Below are 18,654 nucleotides of genomic sequence, written 5' to 3' on the forward strand. Positions count from 1 at the left end.
GAATTAATTGAATTTTATAACTTTGCTGTATGCATCCTACCGAAACCATACAGCAGTTCTATGCCCGCACCCGGAAGGCGGAGGGGGCAAACATGCAGGTGAACAATGCCGGTTCAGGGCATTTCAACGTGTTTACCCGCGATACCTGCAACCGCACTACGCCCTACGGACGGCGCGACTTCTACAAGGTGTCGCTGATACTGGGCACGGGGCGGCTGCACTATGCGGACCGCCGGATAGCGCTGGACCAGCCGGCCCTCCTGTTCTCCAACCCAGTGGTGCCCTATTCCTGGGAAGCCGTGTCCGCGGAACAAAAGGGCTGGTGCTGCCTGTTCACCGACGCCTTCCTGCACCCTGCGGAGCGGCAGGAATCCCTGCAGGACTCCCCGCTGTTCCGTACCGCCGCCATGCCGGCATTTTTCGTGGATGCTGGGCAGCAGGCCGCCATTTCGCAGATCTTCATAGAAATGATGCGGGAGATGGAATCGGACTACGTGCATAAATTCGATGTGCTGCGCAATTACCTGCACCTGCTCATCCACCAGGCCATCAAAATGCAGCCGCAGGTGCAGACCGGGCAGCCGCTGAGCGCTTCCAGCCGCATTGCGCAGCAATTCCTGGACCTGCTGGAAAGACAGTTCCCCATTGATGCGGAAACAGAGCTGCGCCTGAAAACGGCCAACGACTTTGCCGGGAAGCTGAACGTGCATGTAAACCACCTGAACCGGGCGCTGAAGGAGGTAACGGGCAAAACCACCACCGAGCATATCTCCGCCCGTATTATACAGGAAGCCATGGCCCTGCTTCGCCACTCCGACTGGAACATCGCCCAGATCGCCTACGGGCTGGGGTTTGAATACCCCGCCTACTTCAACATCTTCTTCAAGAAACATACGGGAGCAACGCCCATGGAAGCCCGGCATGCCCTTGTTTGAATTTTATAATCTTCTGTTTGGATAGTATAACGGGCGGGCAAAGGCGCGGCCCTAACTTTGCAGCCATTAATCCGATTATTATGGCAGCAATTACAAATGATCACATCCAGATACAACCGAAGTTCCGGCCTGTTGCCACCCTGCTTTCGCTGGCCCTGCTCCCGCTTTCGGGATTTGCAACGGACGTGTATGTTCCTTCGTTACCGGGCATGGCGGCGGCCCTGCAGGTAAGCAGCCTGCAGGTGCAGTTCACCATCACCCTGTTCCTGGTCAGCTACGGCTTGAGCCAGCTCTTTATAGGCAGCATTTTAGACAGCTACGGCCGTTACCGGATCGGCGTGGCCTCCCTCCTGCTGTTTGCGCTGGCCAGTATAACCATTGCCGTTACCCATTCCATTATGGTCATTTACCTCATGCGCATTATACAGGGCATCACCATCGGAGCCGCCATCGCAGGCAAACGGGCTTATTTCGTGGACGTGTTCACCGGCGACCGGCTCAAGCATTACCTCAGCCTTTTCTCTATTATCTGGTCTACCGGGCCTATTATAGCGCCCTTTGTGGGCGGCTGGCTGCAAACGTTGTTCGGCTGGGAGGCCAACTTTTACCTGCTGGCCATCGTGGGCGCCGTGTTTGCCCTGCTGGAGCTGCTTTTCAGCGGCGAAACCCTGCCGCAGGCAGCGCCCTTCCGCTTGAAACAGGTGGTGCAGGTATACGGTACCATGCTGAGAACAGGGCCGTTCATCCTGGGCATCACCCTGCTGGGCCTTGCCTACTCCATGGTAATGGTGTACAATATGACCGGGGCTTTTATCATAGAGCATCATTTGCAACTGAGCGTGGTAACGGCCGGCTACTGCAGCCTGGTGCTGGGGGCAGCCTGGATGGTGGGCGGCTTTATCAGCAAGGCCATGATCCGGCAGTCCTTTTTCCGGAAACTGTCTGTCAACACCGGCCTGCAGTTGCTGTTCGCCGTGCTGATGCTGGCTGCCGTGCGCATCACGGACAACCTGTACATACTGGTGGCCTTTGCCTTCCTGATCCATGTGGGCGCGGGCTTTACGTTCAATAACTACATGACGTTCTGCCTTACCCGTTTTCCCGGGAACGCAGGCGTGGCCAGCGGGCTTACCGGAGGCCTGACCTTCATGATCGTATCCGCGCTGAGCTACGGCATTGTACAGGTACTGCCCGCGCAGGACGGCGTTCACCTGGGTGAAAGCTACCTGCTGCTCATTCTCCTGTCCATGCTCGTTATGTTCCTGGCCTTCCGGGAAGAGACGACTGAAAGAAGGAGGATGGCGCTGTCCTGACAGCAGCGCTATGCTTAACATTAAAATAACCCGCTTTTTACCTGCCATTCATACAACTTTCACTATTCTTAGGTTTCATAAAACCTATAGCGAAAAACGTATGAAGATCAAAATGATGTTGCCCCTTGCGGCATTGGCAGTCTTTGCAGCCTGCTCCGATGATGACGTGAACAATCCTGTTGTGAACGAGGACCCCGCCACCTTTGCGGAGATCAGCATGATCGACATCGGGGAAGCCGGCGCAGCAGAGATCAGCGCCTACGACCCCGCCACCAAAAGGCTGTTCGTGGTGAACAATGGCGGCGTCAATAAAATTGACGTGATCGACCTGGCGGACCCCGGCAAACCGACCGTGATCCATTCCATTCCCACCAACAGCGGCGCGGTAAACAGCCTGTCCGTAAACGGTGGCCGGCTGGCAGCAGCCATCGAGGCGCAGCACAAGCAGGAAGCCGGCCGGGTGACCGTGTACAACACCAGCGATTACAGCGAGATCAAAACCATTCCTACCGGGGCCCTGCCGGATATGGTCACCTTCAGCCCCGACGGGAATTACATCCTTACCGCCAATGAAGGAGAGCCCGGCGCGGACTATGCGAATGATCCCGTTGGCTCCGTATCGCTGATCAGCATCAACGATAACTACAGCGTTGTGCACCTGGATTTCAGCGCCTTTGCAGGACAACAGGCCGCCCTGCAGCAAAGGGGCCTGCGGGTGTTTGGCCCCAATGCCAGCTTTGCGCAGGACATGGAGCCGGAATACATCGCCGTTTCCGCCGATTCAAAAACCGCCTGGGTCACTTTGCAGGAGAATAACGCCATCGCAAAGATCAGCATCAGCGGAAAAACAGTTACCGACATTTTCCCCCTTGGGTTTAAAGATTATAGTGTAGCCGGGAACGAAGTAGACCTGTCTAACGAGGACGGCGGCGTTACATTCAAAAACTCGCCGGTAAAAGGTATTTATATGCCGGATGCTATCGCCGTGCTGGACAAAGGCGGCACCCCCTTCCTTTTTACGGCAAATGAAGGAGATGCGCGGGAGTACGACACTTTTGAAGAAGCAGAGCGTATCAAGAATATCACACTGGATCCCGCTGTTTTCACAAACGCTGCCGCCCTGCAGGCAGACGATCAACTGGGCCGCCTCAATATCACCACTACCCTGGGCGATGCTAACGGCGACGGCCTGTACGAATCCCTCTACTCCTTCGGCGCCCGCTCTTTCAGCGTCTGGAACGGCAACAGCGGCGCCCTGGTATATGACAGCAGGAACGAGCTGGAAACCAAATGCAACGAGGCCGGCGTATACGATGACGGGCGCAGTGATGATAAAGGCGTAGAGCCGGAAGGTATTATCCTGGGCGTGGTAGGCCAGCAGCATATAGCCTTTGTAGGCATGGAAAGAGTGGACGCGGTGGCCGTGTATGATGTCACCAACCCGAACGCGCCGCTTTTCCTGCAGTTGCTGAAATGCGGCGATGCGCCGGAAGGCGTGCTGTTTGTGCCGGCAGCAGACAGCCCCAACGGGAAAAGCCTGCTGATCGTAAGCAGTGAAGATGATGGCGTGATCAAAGTATATGCGCCGGGTACCCGCTAATATCCTTACTATTTCAAATAATACCGGTCCTGCCTGTAGCAACAGGCAGGTCTTTTTTTATGGCTCTTTTTTGGGCAGCACAAAATTTCCCTCCGCCCATTGATGCCATTGCGCTTTCAGCGCTTTCAAAAGGTCCGGGTGCTCCGCCGCCAGGTTATGCATTTCCGCGCGGTCCTTCGCCAGGTCATACAAGGTCCAGGTATTGTTTTTCAAAGCCCCTACCGCTTTCCAGTTCCCTTTGCGGATGGCGGCATTGTTCTCATGCTCCCAGTACATGTAGGGATGCTGCTGCAGCGCTCCTCCTGTAAAGGCAGGCTGCAGGCTGTAGCCGGTAAGCGGGTAGATGGACTGCCCACCATGGAAGGTAGCCGGGTAGGCAGCGCCGGTAACGGACAATACGGTGGGCATTACATCCACCAGGTGAGCCGGGGTGGATACGATCCTGTTCTTTGCCGTTATCCCCCCGGGCCAGTGCATGATAAAAGGCGCGGAGATGCCGCCTTCCTCGGCGCGGTTCTTCCACTTACGGAAAGGCGTATTGGAAGCATTGGCCCATCCCATGCCATAAGATACCGGCCCGGAGAAATCAGGATCGTTGATCAGGCTGTCCGGCCGGCTGCCCAGCTCATCGTAGGTTTCCGCACAGGCGCCGTTATCGCTTAAAAAGATGATGAGCGTATTATCGTAGAGGTCCTTTCCCTTCAGGAAGGCCAGCAGTTTTCCAATATTATCATCAATGCATTTCACCTGGGCAGCGTATACGGCCATGCGGTAGATCCCCCTTTGCTTTTCCGCCGCGCTGAGCTGTTCCCAGGGGCGTACCCCTGCATCCCGCGCGCTGAAGCCCCACTCTTTTTGGATAAGGCCCATCTGCAACTGTTTGCGGTAGCGCCTGGCCCGGACCGTATCCCAGCCTATGGCATACCGGTTGCGGAACAGGCGGATATCCTCCTCTTTTGCATGCAGGGGCCAGTGCGGCGCATTGTAGGCCAGGTACAGGAAGAAAGGTGTATCATCCTCCCGTTTATCCAGGAACTGTACAGCGGAATCCGTAAAAGCATCTGTTGTGTAATAATCACCTTCGGGAGGCGGCAGCTTTTCATTGTTATAGCTCAGCCCTCTCCCGCCCTGCGGTTTCAGGTAACTGGACGCGCCGGCCAGGATACCATAGTATTTTTCAAACCCGCGCTGCAAGGGCCATTTCTCTTTTTCATGGTAGCCCAGGTGCCACTTGCCCGCCATGTAGGTATGATAACCGGCTGTTTTCAGCACTTCCGCGATCGTAACGCAATGCCGGTTCAGGTACCCTTTGTAACCGGGCGTGCCCCAGTCGTGGATATCCCTGCCGTTCTTCCGGCTGCCGGGATCTTCGGACATATGGCCCACACCGGTCTGATGCGGGAACAGGCCGGTCAGCAGGCTGGCCCTGGTAGGGCAGCAGCGGGATGTGTTATAGAACTGGCTGAAGCGGAGCCCGCCGGCAGCCAGCGTATCCAGGTTGGGTGTAGGTATTTCGCTGCCATAGCAGCCGATATCGGAATATCCCATATCGTCTGCCATGATGAGGATGATGTTAGGTCTTTGCGTCTGGCCCTGCGCAGCAGCATATTGCGCGAAGAGAATAAGGCATAATAACAGTGGAAGCTTCATGGGCGCCTGTTTAAGGATGAAGCTATAAAGTTATTATTATTTATTTACCCGGCTCAAAATCCAGCGACACGGAGTTCATGCAAAAGCGTTTATGTGTAGGCGGCGGACCATCGTCGAAGATGTGCCCCAGGTGGGAATTACAGCGGGCGCATTCCACTTCAATGCGATCCATCCCCAGGGAGTGGTCTTCCTTATAAATCACGCTGTGCTTCCTTACCGGCTCAAAGAAACTGGGCCACCCGCAGGAGCTGGCAAATTTTGCGTCTGAGCGGAACAGCTTGTTGCCGCATACGGCGCAGTAGTACGTACCCTTGGCCTCGCTGTCCCAGTACTTACCGGTAAAGGCCCTTTCCGTCCCCTCTTCCCGGGCCACCCGGTACAGTTCCGGGGGCAGTATCTTCTTCCATTCCCGGTTGCTTACACGCAGATGGGTGGTATCGGTACGTGAATAGTATGGATTATCCTGATGTTCTGCTCCCGGTTGCTGGCTTTGCTGTGCATTGCCTTTGCAGGCAAACTGCGTCATGAGTACAACGGACCAGACTATAATAGCTCTCATATCCCTGTATTTATGCTTAGTGTTTCAGTTTATCCTTGAATACCTTTTTGAATTTCTCCAGCTTGGGCCGGATCACCAGTTGGCAGTAGGGCTGGTCACCGTTCTGGTTATAATAGTCCTGGTGATAGTCTTCCGCCTTGTAGAAAACGGTATACGGCGCCACTTCTGTAACGATCGGCCGGTTGTACGCATGCTCTTCGTTCAGCCTTTTAATGTAGTAACCCGCCTTCTCCTTTTGCGCCTCGTTATGATAGAAGATAGCCGAACGGTATTGCGTACCTACGTCATTCCCCTGGCGGTTCAGTTGCGTAGGGTCGTGCGCGGTAAAGAAGGCGGCCAGCAATTCATCGTAGGAGATCCGGGAAGGATCATAAATGATATTGCAGGCTTCTGCATGCCCGGTAGTGCCGGTGCACACCGCCTTGTAGCTGGGGTTGGCCACCGTGCCGCCCGTAAACCCTGAAATAACGGTATCCACACCTTCGAGCTGCTGGAATTGCGCTTCCACGCACCAGAAGCAGCCTGCTGCAAAGGTGGCGGTATCTCTTTTGCCGCTTACGTTCTCTTTTGCCGGTTCCATTGCTTTAAATGCGGTGGTATTCCTGATATCCGGTTGGTGTTGTGCACAGGCAGCAAGCGGCAACAGCAAAAACGCCACGCACAGTTGCCTGAGAATTGACCCATCTGTCTTTTTCATTCGTAAACAATTTTTTGTTAGTAGTCTCACCTGAGCTCCTTTTATGTAAAGGTCAGACAAAATAGGCAAACCGCACAGGCAGCCAGGCCAATGTTACAGATTTGTTATAACTAAATGTTATAGAAATGTTAATCGAATGAGCAGCGACTATTATTTCACCCGCACGTAGCGCTCGATGATCTCGCGGTCCACGCCGGCGCTTTCCACTTTCTCGATGCCTCTTTGCGTGAGCGTATCGTTGTGGATGCTGACGGTAAAAACAAAGGTTTTTCCTTCCCAGTTGCGGTCTGCAAAATAATCCAGGTGCTCGGTATAAGTATCGCCCTCCAGGGTATAGCTGCCGCCGCCCGCACCAAAGTGGTTGGAGGAATCTTGGGGAGCGTTCTCCTCATGCTTTAAAAATGCAAAATGGGAGTCATTGATGATCTTGATCATACTGACGCCTTTGGTGTAGTCAGTAAAGGAGCTGTCACCCTGCGCAACGGTGGTGGCGGATACCAACCGCCAGGTTCCGGTGAGAGGAACGGTATTAGTAATAGTAGTAGATGATGAGCTGCAGGACAGCAGGAGGCACAGGGCCGGCATAACGGGAAAAAATGTACGTTTCATCCGGCAAATATACACCCGTGGCACAGGATGTGCAGTGATAACTTTGCCCATTATTCAATATATTTGCATCCGGAAATGAAACGGTATCTTGCCATATTATTAATGCTGGTCTACACGGCCTTTTCAGCCGTAGCCATCGCACAGGGGCATTACTCCTGCAGCCGTTATTGCATGGAGGAAAGCCTGCCCGGCGATACCACTTCCCCCAAAGAATACAGCGAGCACGAGGTGGCCAGGCGGCACGAGCCTCCCGTTCTGCACCAACGCCATCACTACATTACCAGGAACACCAACAGCAAAATCCTTTACGGTTCGCACAGTGCTGCAACGCGGGCAGCGTCTGTACCGGTACACATCCGGCACTGTGTTTTCATTTTATAGCATTCCGGCAGAGATCACCTGCAAATTTCTTATCCATTACCACGCTGCAGTTAATCATAGCAGCCTTATCACCATTACTTACGGTTAAAAACAGCTAATCATGAAATATGTATTTTTTTCTATATGCCTGATAATGGCAGCCAGCCTCTATGCTCCTGCCACACAGGCACAGGCCAACAGCACGGAAGGCAGCGGCTTATACCGCTCCGCAGAAGATTATGTAAAAGGGGTGCTCAGCTATCCCGGCGCCCGCATCCGGGCGGATATCCCGTTCCGGCATTCGGTAGTGAAAGTAGCAGGGAATACGGTTACCAAAGACTTCCGGAAAGACCAGGTGTACGGTTACCGTGACGAGCAGGGCCAGGATTACCGCTTTGTGGGTAACAAAGCCTACAAAATAGTGGACGAAACCCACTTCCCGATGTACCGCCGCGTAGAGCTGATCACCAAAGGGAAGGAAAGAACGCGGGAGCCCCGCTATTACTTCAGCACCTATGCCGGCGGTCCCTTACAGGCCCTGACCATCCGGGGGCTGAAAAAGGCCTTCCCGGACAACCGCAGGTTCCACAACCTGCTGGACCTGCAATTCAGGCATGACCGGGAACTGGTGGCCTATGACGACTTCCACCAGGAGTATAAGGTGAAAACACTTTTCAACAACGCCATCCAGGACAAATCTATCGTACAGGGGGAATAAGGGGGAACCTTTTCCCCCTTTTTTTTAACCCGCACAAATGATTACTTTGTGTGCAGATTCCTTTAAACGATAAACCTGAAAACCTGTGAAAAGAACGATTCTCCTGATCGCCATTTGCTGTGCTGCCCTGTTCGCACAGGCGCAGACCAACCAGCGGGACGCCAAGCAACGCAAGCAGGGCCGCTGGATGGAAGAGGTAGCGCCTTTACGCGGCGAGCCCGGCTATACCTGGGAAGGCACCTACAAGAACGACCGCAAGGAAGGCGTCTGGAAAAAGTACAACGTCAGCGGCGACCTGGTTGCAGAAGAAACTTTCCAGCAAGGCGTGCTGGACGGCCCCTGCAAATATTACTACCGCAACGGCAGGCTCAGCGCTGCAGGCAACATGCTGGCCATGGAGATCGAAGGCGAGATCGATACCGTGCTGGTGATAGACCCGGTTACCCAGGACGAGTCCCGCGTGGAAGTGGTGCGCAAAGGCAATTCCGTTCGCCATGGTGAATGGCGCCTGTATGACGAGGAAGGCCACATGATACGGGAAACCTACAGCCGCGGCGAGCTGGTGACCGAAGACCGGGGCCCGCAGCGCAAGGCCAACGCCCCGCTGCTGCCGCATGAAATGCAGGCGAAAGAAGGAAAGCGGAAAAAAGATTAGGATCCCCGGTGCCAGGTAGCCAGCATCCAGTGGTATCCACAGCAGGCCAGCAACACAAATATCGCTCCCCACTGGGCGCCTGCGGCATCAGACGCCAATCCCATCAGGAAGGGGAAAACGGCGCCGCCGGCCACCCCCATGATCATGAGTCCCGATACCTCGTTGGACCTTTCCGGCCGGCGCTGCAGCGCGAAGGAGAAAATAATGGAGAATATATTGGCGCAGGCAAAACCGGCCAGCGCTACCCCGGCATAGATCGCGCCGGCGCCGGGCGCAAACAGCAGTAGCACCATGGCCGCCACCGCGGCTATGGCGGATACAAAATAGCATTTACCTGCCGCCCATTTCGCCAGCAGGATGGCGCCCAGGAAAGTGCCTGCGGTCTTGAACACAAAATAGATGCTGGCCGCATATCCCGCCTGTTCCAGCGGCATGCCGGTCCTTTCCATCAGTATCCGGGGGGCAGACACATTCATCCCCACATCTATCCCCACGAGCGTAAGTATACCCAGGAAATACAGGAAGATCATCCGGTCGCCCAGCAGGGAGAAACATGCCGCCATGGTGGATGTCTGCTCCTGCCGGCTGTCTTCCTGCACCGGCGTAGCCAGCAGCCAGATAAAGGAAAGCACCGTTATCCCGGCAAACATCGGGAACAGCAAATGCCAGTCATGAAAAGCGGTGCTGGCAAAGGCAGCTATGACCGGCCCCAGGAACGACGACACGGCCTTCACGAACTGGCCGGCCGTCAGGCTGCTGGTTAACCGCTCCCGGCTTACCACGTTTGTCAGCAAAGGGTTCAGCGCTACCTGCAGCAATGTGTTCCCGATCCCTATCATGGCAAAGGCCAGCAGTATCATGGGCAGCGTGTATGCTAGCAGGGGGATCAGCAGCCCGGTAACGGTAACGATCATACTGAGCAGCACCGTGCGCTTCCGCCCGATCCTGTTCATCAACATGCCGGTTGGCACCGAAAAGACCAGGAACCACAAAAAAACCGCCATGGGCAACAGGTTGGACAAGCTGTCCGACAGGGCAAAATCCTGCTTTACATAGTTGGCGGCAATGCCCACTACATCCACAAATCCCATTATAAAAAAGCCGAACAATATGGGCAACAGGTGGCTGATACCGCCCTTCTGCGCGGGTTGTCCGTTCCGGGTTGCTGACATCATTTTATCTCTGTTCATTACTGGTATTTAAATTCAACAGGGCCATTCGTCCGTACAACTCTGCAATGCAGGCTTCATCCAGCAGCCATTTGGGCTTGCCGGCCTCCTCCGCTCTCCCGCTCCAGTCATGGTTCAGCAAACCATAACGGTCGCGGTTATCCCAGGCATGGTCTACCCTGGCGATGATGGCCTTTACATATACCGGGTCTTTATCAATAGCATACCATGCGCAGTAGCCGCGGAACAGCACGGTGGCAAACCAGGGCAGGTCGCAGAACCCGCTCCGCAAGCCGGGCTGCGCCCTGCCAAAGTAAGCATAGGCGGACCTGGCCGTTTGCGCGGCATCCTGGCGGTATCCCCGGTTACCGGTAAATTCGTACAGCAGCACCGCCGCTTCCAGCATGGCGCCTGAATTATACGTATAATAAGTGGGATTCACTTTCCCGGTAGCCGTTTTTATATCATTGGCGTACAGCCCGGCGGAATCCCGCAGGTGGCGGTGCATCCAGTCATAGAATCGTTGCCCCTGCTCCAGGTAATACCGGTCCCCGGTGGCCTTGTAAAGCTTCAGCGCGGAGAGGGTAGCCATCCCGTTGCTACAGGCCGGCTTCTGGTCATGATGCCCTTCCAGCCAGGTAACGCCGCCGCCCAGGGTATCCGTCCAGCCGCTCATGATAAAGGCAAATACCTCCTTTGCCCGGGCAAGATACCTGCTGTTCCGGGTGTTTTCGTAAGCCTCCATATAATCTATCACCACCAGGCCGTTGTCATCGTAATAACGGTCCACCTGCTCAAACCTTACCGGGTAGGCCTGGTAGCCGGCGGGCTGCCGGGAAGTATCCCGGTACAGGTACATGCCATGCATAACGGAGTCCAGGAAGGGCCGGTAGGCCTTTTCCCGTCCCGGCAGCCGCATCATGATGTTAGTGGCGGATACCACGCCGCTGAAAGGCCAGAGATAGCTCACCTCCCGGGAGGCCACCTTGCCGTCCTGCATATAGGTAAGCGAGTCCTGGTGCTGCTGCGGGTAATACTCGGAAAATAATCCATAACGCGGCACCCGGTACAGGTTCCATACCCGCTGGTACATTTCCTCCGCCCGCCGCCGGTATTCAGCGGCCGGCTGCAAGGACTGCGCTGCTGCTGATAAAGCAACGCCGGTCATTAGTATGCTGATCAATATGCTTCGTATCATACAAGCTTATATGCAATTGGTCCTGCGGTTTATTTTTCCTGCTTCCAAAGGGATATCCTGGCGTAAATCTCCACCAGGGCCGTCTGGGTCAGCAGGGAATAATAGCGGCCCAGGTCTGCGCCCGACCAGTCTTCATAGAACTGGCCGGTATCGGGCAGCCGGGCGTATTTCCAGGCATAGTCCACGTTAGCCACCAGTGTGTTGATGTAGTCCGCCTTTTTATCCACCCCGTACAGCTCCAGGTAGCCGCGGAGCAGCACAGCCGTAAACCAGGGATCGTTGGGTGTAAAGAATTTTCCCTGCCCGGCAACAGTACGGGTAAAATGATCATACGAAGCCGCCGCCCAGGCCTTTGCATCCACCAGGTAATCCTGCTCCTGCGTGATCTTGTACAGCAGGGCGGCATTCTGGATCATGGCACCGGAATTATAGGTCCATTTTGTTTTATCGATGCTGAGATCTTTCAGCCAGACGGCGTTCCAGAAAGTGTTGTCCGCAGGGTCCAGCATGTGGTGCTTCACCCAATCGTACCAGCGTTTGGCGGCGGCGAGGTATTCCGCATCCTGCTCCTCCTGGTACAATTGCAGGGCCAGCGTAGCCGCCAGGGCGGTTACATTGGTGGCCTTTATGCAATTGGGATCATCCTTGTTGAAACGCACGGCCTCATTCCAGTACAGTCCCCCGCCTGCTTCATTCGTTTCGCCGGAGGCGCAGAAGCGGTACGCGGCTTTTGCATGCTCCAGGAACGCCGCAGTGCCCGTAACCCGGTAGGCTTCCAGCATGTCTATCCCGGTAATGGCGTTATCGTCATAAAAACGGTCAGACGAGCCTTCGCTTACCGGCGCGGACTGGTAACCGCCAGGCGTCCTGGAGGCGTCCCAGTAACCGTTCATGCCATTCGCCGTTTTGTCAAAGTGCTCCTGGTAAACGGCATCGGTATAGCCCAACTGCTTTACCAGGGTGGCGGCGGTAAATACGGCGGAATAGGGCCACAGGTAAGCATATTTGGGATCGCCCGGCTGGGCCGGGAAATTCTCCTTTAAATAATCCGTGCCGGCAATCGCATAGCTGCGGTATATATCATCCAGCACGGTCCTGGCCCTCTCCTTATAGGTGAGCGAAACAGTGGTGGTATCCGGCGCAGTGATCACCGGCACATCTTCCCGCTCCTTGTAACATCCTGCCAGCAGGCATGCGCCCGTGGCTATAGCAAATATTATCAGCTTCATGTCCATGACTTTAATGTTTCGGCAATGGCGGTTTACTGCACGGTCAGCTCATAGGAATAGTCTGCGCCGGCGTTCATCGTTACGGTAAAATTCCCTTTCTTACCGTCGGCACCGGCCGGGTACTTGAAGGTGAAATTCCACTGGGAATTATCTACCGGCACCAGCTTGAAGTAAGCCTCCGGCGTATTGGCATCCGGGGGAGCCGGGTTATCCTGGTTCACGCTGCCGTAGAAAACGGCGTCTGCCGTGCCAGAAGCATCGGTGGTAGCAAACCTGAACTTGAAGCGGTCGTCCTTCCAGCTACCAAAATCATAGTAGGCAATGGCGATGTCCTGGCCTGTCCATACGCCGTCACCGGCATAATCCAGCGTACCGATCACCGCATTGTAGGCCGCGGCATAAATGCCCACTTCCGTGATGGCTGTTACTTCCGCCACGGCATTGGCAAAATCAAGACGGATGCGGTATACCTGGTCGCCGCTGTGCTGGTTCTCACCGCCTTCCTGTACCCGGGTTCCCTGCAGGGAATAAGTAACAGGCGTACCGGTGTTACGGTCTGCAAAATGGTAGCTGCCGTCCTTCAGGCGGGTAAATATCTCGAAGGTGCCGTCGCTGTTCAGCTTCATGGGCTTTGCCTGGGCCAGGTCCGCCCCACCTTCCGTAGCATCGCCGGTAATGTATACGCTCACCGGCAGCTCGGTGAAGCCGGCAGGCCTTTCCACCACGATCTCGCGGGAGCTGTCCGCGCGCAGTTCGTTCAGCCCTTTGCTGGCCACTACCGTCCACTGCAGGGTACCGGCGGTGGATGGTTGTATACCGGCCTTGCCGGCAATTGTATTCAGTGTTTTATGCGACAACGCCAGTACATTCTCCACGCCATTGCCGTTGGAGGCCACCGAGTAGATGGGATGCGAGAAGTCGCCGCCGGCGGTGTCAAACACCACCTCGTACATCACCAGGCTGCCGTCTTCGGCCCTGGCCTGGCTCCATTCAAAGCTCACCACGGCATTGGTGGCAGGCTGCAGCTTGATGTACTTGTTCGTTTCGGGATAGTAAAGATCCTTAACCCCCGAGATGTTGGTATTGATCGTGTCATCTTTCTCGCAGGCGGGCAGCAGCGCTATTGCCAGCAGCAGGTGGAACAGTATATATACATTGAACTTACGTGTCATGATAATCAGTTTTAAAAATGTGGATGTGAATATTTATAGCTAATGATCACCAGCCGGGGTTGTTAGGCAGCAGGTTTTTATTCATGTCGATGTCTGCCTGCGGCACCGGCCACAGGTAGTGCTTACCGGGATTGAACACGCGGGTGTCCGCTTCCAGGTAACTGTTGCCTACTTTCATCCCATGCAGGATGCCGTTCATCACGGTCTCCGCTATACGCCAGCGGCGGATGTCGAATACCCGCTGGCTTTCCAGCGCAAACTCGCAGCGGCGCTCCCGTCTCACCAGGTTCATCATGCCGGTAGTACCCAGGTTGGCATAATTGGTAAAATTCAATGCCGCCGGGTCGGTAAAGCCCGCCCTTTGCCGGATCGCCTGAATGGTCTTGTCCCACACGGCTGCGTCCATCTGTCCCAGCATGGTCTTTGCCTCGGCATACATCAGCAGGATGTCCGTATACCGGACCAGGACCAGGTTAAGGCCGGAGTTATTGTTGCCGTCGGCTGTACGGTCATAGTATTTGCGGAAATAATACCCGGTATGCGAAGCGTCCGATTTGTCCACGGCGTTGTCGCCGGTGCCGGGCGCGGTACGGATGGTTACGGTATCGCCCTTTTTAGTCACAAAGGAGGAGCCGTCATGGATAATGGTAGCTTCCAGGCGCGGGTCGCGGTGCTGGAAAGGCGTGCTTTCATTGTAGCCGGAGCCCGCTTCCCGGATCCCCTTCCCGTTTGCCATCACGTAATCGTCCACCAGCTCCTGCGAGGGCGCCATCCCGGTGATCAACGTTCCTTCAGTATAGGGAATAAAGAAGCGCTGCATGGCGTGTGTCCTGTAAACCGGCACAAACTGCATGTCCAGGATCACCTCGCTGTTATTTTCATTTTCGGGCTCAAAGATGCCGGCATAATCGGGAAACAGGCTGTAAGCGCCATACACGTTGCCGTTCATGAACTGTTCGCAGATCGCGGCCACCTCGTCCCACCTGCTTTCATAAAGCAGCACCTTTGCTTTTACCGCAGCGGCGGCCCCCCTGGTAATACGGCCTTTGTCCGCCTCGCTATACTCCTGCTTCAGGGGCAGCACGGCCGCTACCGCATCCAGCTCCTGCAGGATATAGTTCAGTATTTCCGCCCGGGGCGTGCGGCCAATCGCAAAGCTCTCCTCGTAGGAAATCTCGTTCTCTATCAGCGGCACATCCCCGTACCAGGTCATGAGCTGGAAATAATGGAAGGCCCTAATAAAGCGCGCCTCTGCGATGTACCTGTTCTTCAGACCCTCATCCAGGCCGGGCACTTTGTCAATATTATTCAGCAGGTTATTGCAGTTGCGTATGCCGCCGAAATGATAGCTCCACTCTCCCGCTACGCGGTTGGTACGGCCATCGTACGCGCCTTCCGCAATGCTGCGCGCACCGCCGCCATTCACGGAACTGGAACAGAGGGCGTTATCGCTCAGGCTTTCGTTAAAGAAGTAATACTCGTCGGAGTACATGCCTGCATAGCAGTTATTCAAAGCTTTGGCAGCGGCCTCCGGGTTGTTCCAGAAAGTAAGGTCGGTATCCTGGTAGGAAGGCCCCAGCTCCAATTTCTTACAGGCCGCGCTTCCCAGCAGGCATGCTGCCAGCACCCATACACAATATCTTTTTTTGCTCATAACGCAATTCATTTAAACGTGGTTAAAAGTTAATATCCAGGCCCACTGCCCATACTTTCTGCACCGGGTAGATACGGCCGCTGCTGGCGGAGGACAACTGGTTCAGGTTAAGACTGTTGTTGAACTCCGTTACCTCCGGGTCCAGCCCTACGTTCATGCCGGTAACGGTGAGCAGGTTCTGCCCGGTAAGGTAGATCCGGCATTTTTCGATATTCACTTTGCCGGTGAGGCTGGCGGGCAGGGTGTAACCCAACTGCACGTTCTTCAGCCTTGCATAGGCGGCGTTGAACAGCCAGAAAGTGGAATTGGCCCCGTTGTTCACGGATTCCGTACCGATCGTGAGGCGGGGATAATCCGCATCCGGGTTGTTGGGTGTCCAGCGGTCGATATGCTGCGCATACACATTGTCCCAGTTATTATGGAAGGCCTCTACGCCTTCGCCGCGCAGGTACACATTCCGTTTCCCGACGCCCTGTATAAAAATGCTGGCGTCAAACCCGTTCCAGTTCACGGCGTAATTAAACCCGAAGGTGTAACGGGGGAAAGGGTTGCCCATCACAAAGCGATCGTTGTTGTCGATCACGCCATCCTGGTTCCGGTCCACGTACTTGATATCGCCGGGCTTCACCTGGTTCACAAAAGTGGACTTCGGGCTGTTCTTGATATCATCCAGGTTCTGGTAGAACCCGTCGGCCTGCAAGCCGTAATAGGAGCTGATGGGAAAACCTTCTTTATTGATATAGGTCACATCTCCTTCCTGCAGGTAGGTCCTCCCTTTGAAGTCCACTATTTCATTCAGGTTATCCGCCAGGTTGGCGCCGATGGTGTGCTGGAACGCGCCGGTCTTTACCCGGTAGTTAACCGCCACTTCAAAGCCCTGGTTCTTTACCCTGCCTGCATTCTGGTAGGCCGGCGTGGCGCCGTACAGCCCGGGTGCGGTAAGCTGCAGCAGGATATCATTGGTGACCTTACGGAAGTAGTCGTAGCTGATGGTCAGCCGGTTGTTCAGCATGGACAGGTCAAAGCCTATATTGGCAGAGCTGGCGGACTCCCAGGTAATAATAGGATTACCCACGGCGAAAGATGCGCCTGGCTGCGGCAGGTTATTGAACCCATACATATTGTTGACGGTGGTGTAGATGTTCAGGTAACCGTAGTTGGACAGTATCTGCTGGTTACCCAACTGTCCCCAGGACCCGCGCAGCTTCAGATCCCCTACCCGCTCGCGGATGCCTGCCATGAACGGTTCGTCGGTGATACGCCATGCGGCGGAAAACGAAGGAAAGAAGGCGCCCCGGTGGCCTTTGGCAAAGCGGCTGGACTCGTCATACCGGAAATTGAACTCAAAGAAATACTTGTCGGAGTAGCTGTAGTTCAACCGGCCGAAAACGGAGTTCAACGCCCAGCGGTCCACGCGGGTATCGTAGGTATCGTTAAAGCCGGTGAGCGTGCTGGTGCCTGCAGTGGAGTCGCCGGTTTCATTGTCTACATTGATCTGGCGTTTCTGGCGGTATTCATTCTTCCACCCTTCCGTGGCATATCCCAGCAAGGCCTTTACATTGTGCAGCTTGCCGAAGCTCTGCTCATAATTCAGCAGGGCCTGGAAATTGTCCTGTACGCTCCTGGCGTGGTTCACGGTACGGGCGCTCTGGTTATCCGAGCCGGAGTAAGGCGTATAGTCGATGGACTTCCGGAACTCGTCCATGTTGTTGTCCCGGATATCTGCGCCGTACACCAGCTTGGCGGACAGATGGCTGGTCAACGCATATGCTGCCGAAGCCATGTAGTTATAGCTGCCGTTGCTGTATTTCCGGAGGCCGCCCTTTTCCAGTTGGGCCAATGGATTGTTGGAAGCAGTGGGTGCCAGGAAATAATTGCCGGCGCTGTCTTTTATAGGATATATCCTGGGAATGCGCAGTGCGGTAGACACCAGCCAGTCCGAGAAATAGGCATGTTCCCGGATATCCTGTTTGGCATAGGCGAAATTACCGGCCAGCTTCAGCTTTCCGAGCTGTGCGCTGAGGTTGGTCCTGAAATTATAGCGCTGGTATCCATAGCCGGGGCCGCGGTACAGGCTGTTCTGGTCCATATAGCCGCCGGAAACAAGATAGGCTACCTTGCCCATACCGCCTGTTACACCCAGGTTATGGTTGTGCTGCAGGGCGGCCGGCTTCATCACTTCGTCCATCCACCATTTCTCCGATCCCTTTTCGCCCTGCCGGCGGATCTGCTCCGGCGAGAACTGCGCCCGCTGGCCCGAGTTCACCAGCGCTTCGTTCTTCAACTGCATGTAATCCACCCCGCTCAGCGGCGATACCAGGAAGGTAGGCTGCTGCCAGCCGGCAAAACCGCTGTAGGTGACGCGGGGCACCTTGTTCAGCTTCCCGGTACGGGTAGTGACCAGTATAACGCCATTGGCTGCACGGGAACCGTAAATGGCGGAAGAAGCGGCATCTTTCAGCACGCTGATGCTTTCAATGTCTTTGGGATTGATCAGCTCCAGCGAGCCGGGCACCCCATCCACCAGGATGAGGGGGCTGGTATTATTGACCGTGCTGACGCCGCGCACGTTGATGCTGGCGGCGGCGCCCGGTTCGGTAACATTCTGCTGGATGATCAGGTTGGGTGCGGCGCCCTGGAGGGCCTGCACGGCGCTGGTCACCGGTTTGCCATCCAGTTCCTTTGCGCTTACCACGCTCACCGCGCCGGTAAGGCTGGTACGTTTCTGGGTGCCGTATCCCACACCACTACGTCAGACAAAGTGCTGCTGGATGGTTGCAGCGATACGTTCACCTGGTTATCCGCCGTAAGGGCGATCTCCCTGCTGGCATATCCCAGGGAAGAAAAGGTAAGCACCGGGTCTTTACCGGCAGGGATCTTTAAGGTAAAGGTACCGTCGCCGGCGGAGGCAGTGCCTATACCGGAGCCTTTCAGGGATACCGATACGCCGGGAACCGGTTGTTGTGTAGTGGCGTCGGTAATGCGGCCTGTAATACTTCGTTGCTCCTGTGCAAATACGTGGTGCGCCATCGTCATAAAAAACAGGATGACCAGCAGCGGGCATTTGTTTTTGCAGGTAAGCTTCTTGACGATGGCCAGGCAGTTAGCTTGCATACGCTTCATTTTTTGCTGTTAA

At 55.3% G+C, this 18,654-nt stretch carries 17 protein-coding genes; 6 read left to right on the forward strand and 11 right to left on the reverse strand.

What is annotated here, in order from left to right; translation table 11 throughout:
- Positions 1–29: 29 nt before the first annotated feature.
- The 3 genes from LX66_RS20100 to LX66_RS20110 all read left to right on the forward strand — a co-directional run bounded on the left by LX66_RS20100 (position 30) and on the right by LX66_RS20110 (position 3,848).
- The gene (locus LX66_RS20100) at positions 30–935 is read left to right on the forward strand and encodes a helix-turn-helix domain-containing protein (protein WP_145716884.1); all 906 of its coding nucleotides are present in this window, start codon (positions 30–32) and stop codon (positions 933–935) included.
- Positions 936–1,015: 80 nt separating this feature from the next.
- Positions 1,016–2,248: an MFS transporter gene (locus LX66_RS20105; protein WP_145716886.1), complete on the forward strand. Its 1,233-nt coding sequence runs from the start codon at positions 1,016–1,018 to the stop codon at positions 2,246–2,248.
- Between the two features lie 112 nt (positions 2,249–2,360).
- Positions 2,361–3,848, forward strand: a complete 1,488-nt coding sequence (locus LX66_RS20110) for a choice-of-anchor I family protein (protein WP_244620467.1) — start codon at positions 2,361–2,363, stop codon at positions 3,846–3,848.
- Positions 3,849–3,905: 57 nt separating this feature from the next.
- Here LX66_RS20110 and LX66_RS20115 read toward each other — a convergent pair whose 3' ends face one another.
- The 4 genes from LX66_RS20115 to LX66_RS20130 all read right to left on the reverse strand — a co-directional run bounded on the left by LX66_RS20115 (position 3,906) and on the right by LX66_RS20130 (position 7,363).
- Positions 3,906–5,498 carry an arylsulfatase gene (locus tag LX66_RS20115; protein ID WP_145716889.1) on the reverse strand — a complete coding sequence of 531 codons (1,593 nt, stop codon included), beginning with the start codon at positions 5,496–5,498 and terminating at the stop codon, positions 3,906–3,908.
- A 40-nt stretch (positions 5,499–5,538) separates the two neighbouring features.
- Positions 5,539–6,057, reverse strand: coding sequence for a peptide-methionine (R)-S-oxide reductase MsrB (gene msrB / locus LX66_RS20120; RefSeq protein WP_145716891.1), 519 nt, complete (start codon positions 6,055–6,057; stop codon positions 5,539–5,541).
- Positions 6,058–6,073: 16 nt separating this feature from the next.
- Entirely contained in the window at positions 6,074–6,754 is a 681-nt protein-coding gene (gene msrA / locus LX66_RS20125) for a peptide-methionine (S)-S-oxide reductase MsrA (protein WP_145716893.1), read from the reverse strand.
- 150 nt (positions 6,755–6,904) lie between these two features.
- On the reverse strand, positions 6,905–7,363 hold the full coding sequence (locus LX66_RS20130; protein WP_145716896.1) for a lipocalin-like domain-containing protein: 459 nt from the start codon (positions 7,361–7,363) through the stop codon (positions 6,905–6,907).
- A 75-nt stretch (positions 7,364–7,438) separates the two neighbouring features.
- Here LX66_RS20130 and LX66_RS20135 point away from each other — a divergent pair, with 75 nt between their 5' ends.
- The 3 genes from LX66_RS20135 (at position 7,439) to LX66_RS20145 (ending at position 9,096) form a co-directional block, all read left to right on the forward strand.
- The gene (locus LX66_RS20135) at positions 7,439–7,744 is read left to right on the forward strand and encodes a hypothetical protein (protein WP_145716898.1); all 306 of its coding nucleotides are present in this window, start codon (positions 7,439–7,441) and stop codon (positions 7,742–7,744) included.
- 100 nt (positions 7,745–7,844) lie between these two features.
- Entirely contained in the window at positions 7,845–8,441 is a 597-nt protein-coding gene (locus tag LX66_RS20140) for a hypothetical protein (protein ID WP_145716900.1), read from the forward strand.
- 85 nt (positions 8,442–8,526) lie between these two features.
- Positions 8,527–9,096 (forward strand): toxin-antitoxin system YwqK family antitoxin, encoded by a 570-nt coding sequence (locus LX66_RS20145; RefSeq protein WP_145716901.1) that lies wholly within the window; start codon positions 8,527–8,529, stop codon positions 9,094–9,096.
- Here the strand turns inward: LX66_RS20145 and LX66_RS20150 are convergent.
- From LX66_RS20150 to LX66_RS20180, 7 genes are read right to left on the reverse strand one after another with little or no spacing between them, the layout of a single operon-like run.
- The gene (locus LX66_RS20150; protein ID WP_211366408.1) at positions 9,093–10,271 is read right to left on the reverse strand and encodes an MFS transporter; all 1,179 of its coding nucleotides are present in this window, start codon (positions 10,269–10,271) and stop codon (positions 9,093–9,095) included. The two genes, LX66_RS20145 and LX66_RS20150, sit on opposite strands and share 4 nt — an antisense overlap.
- Position 10,272: 1 nt before the next feature.
- A complete protein-coding gene (locus LX66_RS20155) occupies positions 10,273–11,463 on the reverse strand; it encodes a glycoside hydrolase family 76 protein (protein WP_145716903.1) in 1,191 nt (396 codons plus the stop codon).
- Positions 11,464–11,492: 29 nt separating this feature from the next.
- Entirely contained in the window at positions 11,493–12,692 is a 1,200-nt protein-coding gene (locus LX66_RS20160) for a glycoside hydrolase family 76 protein (protein WP_158642689.1), read from the reverse strand.
- Between the two features lie 32 nt (positions 12,693–12,724).
- Positions 12,725–13,864: a SusE domain-containing protein gene (locus LX66_RS20165; protein WP_145716907.1), complete on the reverse strand. Its 1,140-nt coding sequence runs from the start codon at positions 13,862–13,864 to the stop codon at positions 12,725–12,727.
- 46 nt (positions 13,865–13,910) lie between these two features.
- On the reverse strand, positions 13,911–15,518 hold the full coding sequence (locus LX66_RS20170; protein ID WP_145716909.1) for a RagB/SusD family nutrient uptake outer membrane protein: 1,608 nt from the start codon (positions 15,516–15,518) through the stop codon (positions 13,911–13,913).
- Positions 15,519–15,540: 22 nt separating this feature from the next.
- Positions 15,541–18,261 (reverse strand): SusC/RagA family TonB-linked outer membrane protein, encoded by a 2,721-nt coding sequence (locus tag LX66_RS20175; protein ID WP_145716911.1) that lies wholly within the window; start codon positions 18,259–18,261, stop codon positions 15,541–15,543.
- Positions 18,216–18,632, reverse strand: coding sequence for a carboxypeptidase-like regulatory domain-containing protein (locus tag LX66_RS20180; protein WP_158642690.1), 417 nt, complete (start codon positions 18,630–18,632; stop codon positions 18,216–18,218). Before LX66_RS20180 ends, LX66_RS20175 begins: the two co-directional genes overlap by 46 nt.
- Positions 18,633–18,654: the final 22 nt, after the last annotated feature.

Origin of the sequence: Chitinophaga japonensis (assembly GCF_007830125.1) — a bacterium.
Classification (GTDB): domain Bacteria; phylum Bacteroidota; class Bacteroidia; order Chitinophagales; family Chitinophagaceae; genus Chitinophaga; species Chitinophaga japonensis.

What these genes read in the sequence shown, in the direction of transcription:
- LX66_RS20155 (WP_145716903.1), bottom strand. Translation starts at nt 11,463, where the DNA reads ATGATACGAAGCATATTGATCAGCATACTAATGACCGGCGTTGCTTTA.
- LX66_RS20100 (WP_145716884.1), top strand. Translation starts at nt 30, where the DNA reads ATGCATCCTACCGAAACCATACAGCAGTTCTATGCCCGCACCCGGAAG.
- LX66_RS20160 (WP_158642689.1), bottom strand. Translation starts at nt 12,692, where the DNA reads ATGAAGCTGATAATATTTGCTATAGCCACGGGCGCATGCCTGCTGGCA.
- msrA (WP_145716893.1), bottom strand. Translation starts at nt 6,754, where the DNA reads ATGAAAAAGACAGATGGGTCAATTCTCAGGCAACTGTGCGTGGCGTTT.
- LX66_RS20150 (WP_211366408.1), bottom strand. Translation starts at nt 10,271, where the DNA reads ATGATGTCAGCAACCCGGAACGGACAACCCGCGCAGAAGGGCGGTATC.
- LX66_RS20110 (WP_244620467.1), top strand. Translation starts at nt 2,361, where the DNA reads ATGATGTTGCCCCTTGCGGCATTGGCAGTCTTTGCAGCCTGCTCCGAT.
- LX66_RS20170 (WP_145716909.1), bottom strand. Translation starts at nt 15,518, where the DNA reads ATGAGCAAAAAAAGATATTGTGTATGGGTGCTGGCAGCATGCCTGCTG.
- LX66_RS20135 (WP_145716898.1), top strand. Translation starts at nt 7,439, where the DNA reads ATGAAACGGTATCTTGCCATATTATTAATGCTGGTCTACACGGCCTTT.
- LX66_RS20180 (WP_158642690.1), bottom strand. Translation starts at nt 18,632, where the DNA reads ATGCAAGCTAACTGCCTGGCCATCGTCAAGAAGCTTACCTGCAAAAAC.
- LX66_RS20105 (WP_145716886.1), top strand. Translation starts at nt 1,016, where the DNA reads ATGGCAGCAATTACAAATGATCACATCCAGATACAACCGAAGTTCCGG.
- LX66_RS20115 (WP_145716889.1), bottom strand. Translation starts at nt 5,498, where the DNA reads ATGAAGCTTCCACTGTTATTATGCCTTATTCTCTTCGCGCAATATGCT.
- LX66_RS20140 (WP_145716900.1), top strand. Translation starts at nt 7,845, where the DNA reads ATGAAATATGTATTTTTTTCTATATGCCTGATAATGGCAGCCAGCCTC.
- msrB (WP_145716891.1), bottom strand. Translation starts at nt 6,057, where the DNA reads ATGAGAGCTATTATAGTCTGGTCCGTTGTACTCATGACGCAGTTTGCC.
- LX66_RS20165 (WP_145716907.1), bottom strand. Translation starts at nt 13,864, where the DNA reads ATGACACGTAAGTTCAATGTATATATACTGTTCCACCTGCTGCTGGCA.
- LX66_RS20130 (WP_145716896.1), bottom strand. Translation starts at nt 7,363, where the DNA reads ATGAAACGTACATTTTTTCCCGTTATGCCGGCCCTGTGCCTCCTGCTG.